This is a genomic window from Ureibacillus endophyticus (assembly GCF_003628435.1).
GTDB lineage: Bacteria > Bacillota > Bacilli > Bacillales_A > Planococcaceae > Ureibacillus > Ureibacillus endophyticus.
On record NZ_RBZN01000039.1, the window covers coordinates 24,270 to 30,681 of the forward strand.

Consider the following 6,412-nt stretch of genomic DNA (forward strand, 5'->3'; position numbering starts at 1 on the left):
AGACGCTTTTATTTATTAGTTTTCCATTTGTTTCGCTAAGAAGTTCGCTGCAGTTTCAGCTGCTTTTGATTCAACTTCTGTAATAAAGTGAACTTTTGAAATTAAATAAACGGCTCCAATTGCATCACCATTTGAAATAATTGGGGCTACACAATATGATTTTACCTGCTCAAACTGGCCAGGAACTAATTCAATTGTCGTTTCAGTTTTCTCCGTAACAACCGAACGTTGTTTCATAAAGTCTTCTGCAAATACAGAAAGACGTCGGTTTGTATACTCTTTTTTCGATAAACCTGCAACTGCAATCATTTCATCTCTGTCACTAATTAATGCAGGAGTTCCTACTGTTTCATATAGTGACTCGACATACTCTTTTGCGAATTCACTAAGGTCATTGATTGGGGAATATTTTTTTAAGATAACTTCCCCTTCTCTATCAGTATAAATTTCTAAAGGGTCACCTTCACGAATTCGCATTGTTCTACGAATTTCTTTAGGAATAACTACACGACCTAAATCATCAATACGACGGACAATTCCTGTTGCTTTCATCTAGTTGCCTCTCTTTCGTCATCAATTTTTGATTCACATTGATAGTATGGATAATATTTAGTCAATGTATGCAAAAAGTGTATGAAGAGGATTAAATTATAGTTGAAAATAAGCAAATATTTTCTATCGTAAAGTATTTCCTTTGGCGACCCTTATTTTTTTTACGCTGTTTTTTCCTTTTTTGCACTTGCCACAATTTCCATCATTTCTTCTAGTACATCAAATGGATCATTTTTCCCGCATTTTTTCATATCAATTGTGAGCGTTAATTTATTTCCGTCCATTGTAAAACCAACAGCACGGTCAAATTTCATTGATTCAGCCACAATTGTACTGCCATCCACATTAGCTGTACCTTCTTCTGTTAAGTTGATGGAGATTACTTTTTGTTTCTCTTTTATTGATGAAACGCCTGCTTCCATCGCCCAAACTTTTATTCGAGCAATACGTAATAATTTTTCTGTTTCATCTGGTAAATCTCCGAAACGGTCATGAAGTTCATCAATAATTTCTGAATAATCTTCTATACGATCCATCGATTTTATCCGCTTGTACATTTGAATTTTTTGATAACCATCTGGGATATATTTATCTGGAATATAAGCATCTGTGTGTAATATAATTTCAACTTCAGGTTTTTCTTCTTTTTTCACACCTGTTTGACGTTCCGCTATCGCTTCTTCTAACATTTGTGAATATAAGTCAAATCCAACAGAATCAATAAATCCATGTTGTTGTGCACCAAGTAAGTTTCCGGCACCACGAATAGATAAATCTCGCATCGCAATTTTAAAACCTGAACCTAATTCCGTAAATTCTTTAATAGCTTGTAGTCTTTGTTCTGCAACATCTGTTAGTACTTTATCTCGTTGATACATGAAATAAGCATAAGCAATACGATTAGAACGTCCAACTCGTCCGCGCAATTGATACAATTGAGATAAGCCCATACGATCTGCATCATGAACAATTAACGTATTGACGTTAGGCATGTCAACACCTGTTTCGATAATTGTTGTAGTGACTAATACATCGTATTCACCGTCTAAGAAGCTTAAAATGATAGATTCTAACTGTGTTTCCGTCATTTTACCATGGGCATAGCCAACACGTGCTTCAGGAACAAGCATTTGAATTTCTTCTACTTTTCGTGTCATATCCTCAACACGATTGTACAGATAAAATGTTTGCCCACCTCTAGCCATTTCTCGTTCAATAGCTTCACGAATAAGTGCACCATTGTGTTCCATAACATAGGTTTGTACTGGGAAACGGTTTTGTGGTGGTGTTTCAATAACTGATAAGTCACGTACACCTACCATAGACATGTGTAACGTTCGCGGAATTGGAGTAGCCGTAAGCGTTAACACATCTACATTTGTTTTTAACTGTTTAATCTTTTCTTTATGAGTTACGCCAAATCGCTGTTCCTCATCGACAATTAACAAACCTAAATCTTTGAATACAACATCCTTTGATAAAATACGATGTGTTCCTATTACAATATCAACTGTACCTTCTTTTAAGCCTTTTATTGTTTCAGTTTGTTGTTTTTTCGATCTGAAACGACTAAGTAAACCTACATTTATTGCATAATCCTCAAATCGTTCTTGTATCGATTCATAATGCTGTTGAGCGAGAATGGTAGTTGGAACAAGAAAGGCTACCTGTTTCCCATCCATAATGGCTTTAAACGCTGCGCGGATTGCTACTTCAGTTTTTCCATAACCAACATCCCCACAAACAAGGCGGTCCATTGGTCGTTCACGTTCCATATCTCGTTTTACTTCCATAATGGAACGGAGCTGATCTTCTGTCTCTTCATAAGGGAAGGAATTTTCAAAATTACGTTGTTCGTCTGTATCCGGTGAAAAGGCATATCCTTTTTCCGCTTCACGTTTTGCATAAAGCTTAATTAAATCATCCGCAATGTCATTAACAGCAGATGAAACTTTCGCTTTTGCCTTTTTCCATTCTGCTCCACCAAGTTTATGAAGCTTTGGCTCTTTTCCTTCAGACGCCACATATTTTTGAATTAAATCAATTTGATCAACGGAAACATACAGCTTATCATCTGCACGATAACGAATATGAAGGTAATCTTTATGTGTACCATTAACTTCTAATGTCTCAATCCCAATATATTTCCCTATCCCATGGTGAATATGAACGACATAGTCTCCAGGTTTTATCTCTGTATAACTTTTAATGCGTTCAGCATTAGACATTTTTTCATTTCGTCGTGGTTTTCTTTTCGGTTGTTGTTTAAATAGCTCGTCATCTGTGACAACAGCTATTCGTTGAAGAGGTAATTCAAAACCACTTGATAATACACCATCTACTAAATAAACCCCAGCTTCTTGGGGAGAACCTAGTAAACTATGAATGTCATATTCTTCTAACGTACTTTGCATTTTCTTTATACGCTCTTTTCCATCTGCAACGAAAAGTACTGTAAACTTCTCTTGGTTCCAACGTTCAATTTCATTTTGTAATAAAGAGATTTGTCCATGGAACTGCTGCATTGGCTTACATGAAAAATTCGTTGTCTTGTTAAAGGTAATACCTGAGAATGTTCTAGCAAATAGTGCAAAGTACAGTTTTTGTTGATCAATCATGGATAATACTTCTTTAAAAGAAAAGGAAGCTTTTACATCATGAACCATCTTTCCTTCCTCTATTAAAGAAATAAACCATTCTTCTTCTTCCTTTTCCCAAGCATCCATTACTTCTTGAATACGGCCTAATTCATCAAAAAGGACAATTCCATCTTTGGCGAAGTAATCCCCTAAAAACGTTAATTCGTCATATAAGAGTGATCCATATTTCGTTACATGGTTTGGAATGTTTCCTTGCTTTAACATTTCAATATCGTACTGGATATTTTGATAAAGCGCTTCTTGAACTTCCTGCTTTTTAACTTTTTTCAACGTTCTACTTAACGCTGTTTCTAGACGTTCTGCTAACTCCACACGTTGCTTTTCTGTTAATAATAATTCGGTCGCAGGTAAGATTTGAACATGATCTAATTTTTCTATTGAACGTTGATCATCAGCAGAAAATGTACGTATAGAATCGACAACTGTATCAAATAATTCAATACGAATAGGTGACTCTGCATACGGTGGATAAATGTCTAGTATCCCTCCACGCAATGCAAACTCACCTGGTGTTGTGACCATTTGACTTCTTGTATAACCCATTGTCACTAATTGAAGTAACCATTCTTCAATTTCGATATCCGCATCCACTTTAGCTTCTAAATAATATTGATTCCACTGTTCAACAGGCGTCATCACTTTACGCATACCTGCGATTGGAATAACAAAAATCCCAAGTTCCTTTTTTGTTAAATTGTTCAATGTAGCGATTCGACTAGCTCTCAACTCCGGAGATGCTATCGTCATGTCAGCCGCAATAAACTCCTCAGCGGGATAGTAATGTACTACCTCTTCTCCTACTAATGCTGATAAATCATCTACTAATTTTTGAGCCTGTAAAAGATTGGGAGATAATACATATAGAGATTTTTTAAACTGTTTGAATATAGTGCTAATTAAAACTGGCCTCGCACTTCCCGTTAACCCTGTAATTAGCTGAGAATCATAGGCTTTTTCACCGATTTGTTGTATGAAAGTATTTATATGTTTATCTTGCGAGAATAGTTGGTGTAAAACTTCCATTCATAAAACCCCCTTCCAGTAAAACGGAACTATGTAAAGAACTTATAAAGTTACATATGAAAGATCATGAGAATTTATTAATCAATCTTAAAAACCAATGATTATCTTAATAATGAAAATTAGAAGAAGCTTTGATTCCTTTTAGAGAACCAAAGCATCTTCCTTACCATGTCTACATTGGCTAGAATCCTTTAGATTTGGGTTTACGTTACTGAAGCCAGTTTTTTAGTGCATAATAATCAGGAAATTGTCTTAATGAATCTTCACACTGCTCACAGATACAATGCACTGTTGTCTGACCGTGCTCATCTTTTTCAATATAATCGTCGACTTCCCCAACTTCGAATAAATGCAATTTTCGAATTGTTTCATCTGCATCAAACGGTAATGTACCAATCTCTGTTTCACAATGGCGGCAACGATAACGAACAGGCATTATAACTTCCTCCTTTAAGTGTGTAAAAAAGCTTTACCTACTCAAAGTATTGACCTGTTTTTCCTAATTTATGCACATAACTACGAGTGCTTCTAGTTTGCATTAAACTCATTCATGACTTCTATAAACTTTTTAGATAATGATGATTCTACAGCTGCAACGGTTTTATCGATTGCTTGTTCAATGATAGGACTTTCATCTTTTGTAAACTTCGCTAATACATAATCCGGCACTTTCATTCCTGCTGGTGGTCGACTAATTCCAACACGGATACGGTTAAATTCTTGTGTTCCTAAATGTTGAATTAACGACTTAATGCCATTATGTCCGCCCGCGCTTCCCTTTTGACGTAATCGAAGCTTACCTGTTTCTAAATCTAAGTCATCATAAATAACAATGATATCTTCAATATCTATATCAAAATAATCCATCAATGGACGTACACATTCACCAGATAAATTCATATATGTGAGTGGTTTAAGCAATATCACTTTGCCTTCTGGTCGATGTACAGTTGCATACATTCCATTAAACTTCATTTGGTTTAATGGTGCATCCCACTTCTTTGATAAAGCATCTATACATTCAAAACCAATATTATGGCGAGTATATTCGTATTGTTTCCCTGGATTACCTAATCCAATGATCAATTTCATTTCTTCTCATCCTTTAAAATTATCTAATTAGTGCTTATTTTAACATATGGAGAGAGAAAAAAGGAAAACTTAACATATAAGAAGTGGTAGCTTTAATTATCGATGAAATGAAAATTACTTGATATGTACTAAAAAATTATTTAAAGGGGCATTCAAATAATGCCCCTTTTCGATAAATACCCCATATTTAAGCTTGTGATTCAGGTGCCTCTGTTGCTTTGATGTCTTGATTTCCATCATCACCTTGACCTGCAGTATCATCATTGACCACTACTGGAGGTGTAACCGTTGCTAAAATATCTTCATCTGCATTTAGAACAGTATATGAGATACTATCACGGACATCTGCGATTGATAATGAGTCTCCAATACCTAAGTTCGATACATCAATTTCGATTGATTCAGGTATTGCTGTTGGTTTTACTTTAATTGTAACTTCTCGTACAGGTTCTGTCAGTACTCCACCTTCACGCACACCAATTGCTTCACCTACTATGGAAACAGGAACTGCAACTTCTATATCTTCAGCCATGTTAATCGATAAAAAGTCAGCATGCTTTACAGTACCTTTTAGTGCACATCTTTGTACTTCATTAATTACCGCATTTACTTGTTTACCTTCAATATCAATTTTAAATATGCTAGAACGTCCATATCTTTGAACCGCTTTTGCTGTCTCCTTGTAATCTAAAATAACAGGAATCGCATCAACATTATAGCCATATATAACGGCTGGTAATTTACCTTGTTTTCGTAGTTTCGTTAATGTTGAACGTGGTCCCGGTTGTCTTCTTTCAGCTTGTAATACAATATCCATTATTTTACTCCCTCCAAAAAATGATGACATTGATTAGTATGGGTTTATTGACTTGATACTAAACGAAAGTTGTGAGAAAAATTGTCAAATGTCTTCGTTATTATTTCTTGGAGTTTAAAATAAAAAAGGCAAAGTTGATGTTACACCAACTGATATTATCCCCTTTAAGTAGACAATGTAAAAAAGGCTACGGTAATCTGTAGCTAACAGTCTATTTAGAGGGGATTTTTCTATGTCCAGAAAAAACAATACTTATTCAAATGATTTC

At 35.2% G+C, this 6,412-nt stretch carries 5 protein-coding genes; all 5 read right to left on the minus strand.

Going from position 1 to position 6,412, the window contains the following annotated elements; all coding sequences use genetic code 11:
- Nucleotides 1-15: 15 nt before the first annotated feature.
- Nucleotides 16-552 carry a stage V sporulation protein T gene (spoVT, locus tag D8M03_RS13425; protein ID WP_121215340.1) on the minus strand — a complete coding sequence of 179 codons (537 nt, stop codon included), beginning with the start codon at nucleotides 550-552 and terminating at the stop codon, nucleotides 16-18.
- Nucleotides 553-713: 161 nt separating this feature from the next.
- Nucleotides 714-4,235 (minus strand): transcription-repair coupling factor, encoded by a 3,522-nt coding sequence (gene mfd, locus D8M03_RS13430; RefSeq protein ID WP_121215341.1) that lies wholly within the window; start codon nucleotides 4,233-4,235, stop codon nucleotides 714-716.
- A 208-nt stretch (nucleotides 4,236-4,443) separates the two neighbouring features.
- The gene (locus D8M03_RS13435) at nucleotides 4,444-4,671 is read right to left on the minus strand and encodes an anti-sigma-F factor Fin (RefSeq protein WP_121215342.1); all 228 of its coding nucleotides are present in this window, start codon (nucleotides 4,669-4,671) and stop codon (nucleotides 4,444-4,446) included.
- 92 nt (nucleotides 4,672-4,763) lie between these two features.
- Nucleotides 4,764-5,327 carry an aminoacyl-tRNA hydrolase gene (gene pth, locus D8M03_RS13440; protein ID WP_121215343.1) on the minus strand — a complete coding sequence of 188 codons (564 nt, stop codon included), beginning with the start codon at nucleotides 5,325-5,327 and terminating at the stop codon, nucleotides 4,764-4,766.
- 187 nt (nucleotides 5,328-5,514) lie between these two features.
- Complete coding sequence (locus D8M03_RS13445; RefSeq protein WP_121215344.1) at nucleotides 5,515-6,144, minus strand: 50S ribosomal protein L25/general stress protein Ctc; 630 nt, start codon at nucleotides 6,142-6,144, stop codon at nucleotides 5,515-5,517.
- Nucleotides 6,145-6,412 lie beyond the last annotated feature (268 nt).

Excerpts from the sequence above, each read along its gene's own strand:
- spoVT (WP_121215340.1), bottom strand. The coding sequence starts at position 552 with ATGAAAGCAACAGGAATTGTCCGTCGTATTGATGATTTAGGTCGTGTA.
- D8M03_RS13435 (WP_121215342.1), bottom strand. The coding sequence starts at position 4,671 with ATGCCTGTTCGTTATCGTTGCCGCCATTGTGAAACAGAGATTGGTACA.
- mfd (WP_121215341.1), bottom strand. The coding sequence starts at position 4,235 with ATGGAAGTTTTACACCAACTATTCTCGCAAGATAAACATATAAATACT.
- pth (WP_121215343.1), bottom strand. The coding sequence starts at position 5,327 with ATGAAATTGATCATTGGATTAGGTAATCCAGGGAAACAATACGAATAT.
- D8M03_RS13445 (WP_121215344.1), bottom strand. The coding sequence starts at position 6,144 with ATGGATATTGTATTACAAGCTGAAAGAAGACAACCGGGACCACGTTCA.